This window comes from Ihuprevotella massiliensis, from assembly GCA_900095835.1.
In the GTDB taxonomy this organism is placed as follows: domain Bacteria; phylum Bacteroidota; class Bacteroidia; order Bacteroidales; family Bacteroidaceae; genus Alloprevotella; species Alloprevotella massiliensis.
Genome location: LT608321.1, coordinates 2,411,341 through 2,412,816 on the forward strand (window position 1 = coordinate 2,411,341; position 1,476 = coordinate 2,412,816).

The following is a 1,476-nucleotide window of genomic DNA, read 5'->3' on the forward strand; positions in this document are numbered from 1 at the left end:
ATGGATACAACGACCTTCTTGGTCATACTCCCAATAGAAAGTATTGCCATTGCGATCAGTCTTGGAAATCATTCGATGATTGAGGTACTCTATGTGAGTCGTCTGATTCAGGGCATCGGTAATGCCTACCATATTTCCCTCGCCATCGTAGTGATAATGCACTAAAGTCTCTAGCTCATCATTGGGATGACGAAGCTCTATTTGACTGATGAATCCTTGTTCATTACTTCGCACATAGAGTCTACGTCCTACAGCATCTGTTATCTGAACTAAAGCATCATAGTTGTACTCAAATCGTATACAATGACCATCAGCATCCAGTATATGTGTGAGATAGTAGCTATCATACCCTTGCTCTGTCCCTAACTGAGTGAAGAGGAATATCTGATGATTGTTATGCTCATAGAGCTTATATCCTTCTGCAATACGTGTTAGCGTGATACGTTCCGCTTTAAGGAAGAAGCTGTCATCAGGAGCTAACACTGGAAACGTTGCTAGTCGTCCATCGCTCAAACGAAGCGACAGCAGTTCCTCTTCGGGAAGATAAGTAACACGTCTATCATAAGAGCAATGCACTCCATGACCAAGCCAACCTCTATACTGAGAGTCAGANCGTTTCTTGCCCAAGCGCATTCTTCACCACATTATACCCATCCTTAGGATAGTAAGATATCCAACCCTCTTGGTCTCCATGTTCTCCTCGCGTATGGATACAACGACCTGCTTGGTCATACTCCCAATAGAAAGTATTGCCATTGCGATCAGTCTTGGAAATCATTCGATGATTGAGGTACTCTATGTGAGTCGTCTGATTCAGGGCATCGGTAATGCCTACCATATTTCCCTCGCCATCGTAGTGATAACGCACTAAAGTCTCTAGCTCATCATTGGGATGACGAAGCTCTATTTGACTGATGAATCCTTGTTCATTACTTCGCACATAGAGTCTACGTCCTACAGCATCTGTTATCTGAACTAAAGCATCATAGTTGTACTCAAATCGTATACAATGACCATCAGCATCCAGTATATGTGTGAGATAGTAGCTATCATACNTTTCGTCCTCCTTTTTCTATCTGGCGGAGGTAACCTTCTTGTGTATAGTTAAGTATACTTACCTGTCCTTCTTCATCGATGATTCGTTTAAGACGATGGGTATGCTCCTTATCATAGATGTAAACTTGCTTCTCTCCTTTGGGAGAGATTGTAAGGACAAGACGGTCTTGCTCATCATATATCTGATAGCTGTTTGTTCCATCAGGGTAGCTTGTACCAATCTGATTGCCTCGCTCATCATAGTACCAACCTGTAATACGTCCCTCTGGGTCAATTTCCCGAAAAGGATACATATCTTCGGTGTAGTCAAAGTAGCTTACATTACCAAGAGGATCTACTATCGAGCGAACCAGCTGGTTGGGGTCATAACGATAGATCGTTTCTTGCCCAAGCGCATTCTTCACCACATTATATCCATCC

1 protein-coding gene and 1 pseudogene are annotated in these 1,476 nt (G+C 42.8%); both read right to left on the reverse strand.

The genetic code is table 11. From position 1 onward, the window contains the following. Positions 1-633: pseudogene (locus BQ2633_RS11675) on the reverse strand (RHS repeat protein); the annotation flags it as partial. Beyond that, complete coding sequence (locus BQ2633_RS11680) at positions 608-1,030, reverse strand: RHS repeat protein (protein WP_083234026.1); 423 nt, start codon at positions 1,028-1,030, stop codon at positions 608-610. The gene BQ2633_RS11680 and the pseudogene BQ2633_RS11675, both read right to left, overlap by 26 nt. Positions 1,031-1,476 lie beyond the last annotated feature (446 nt).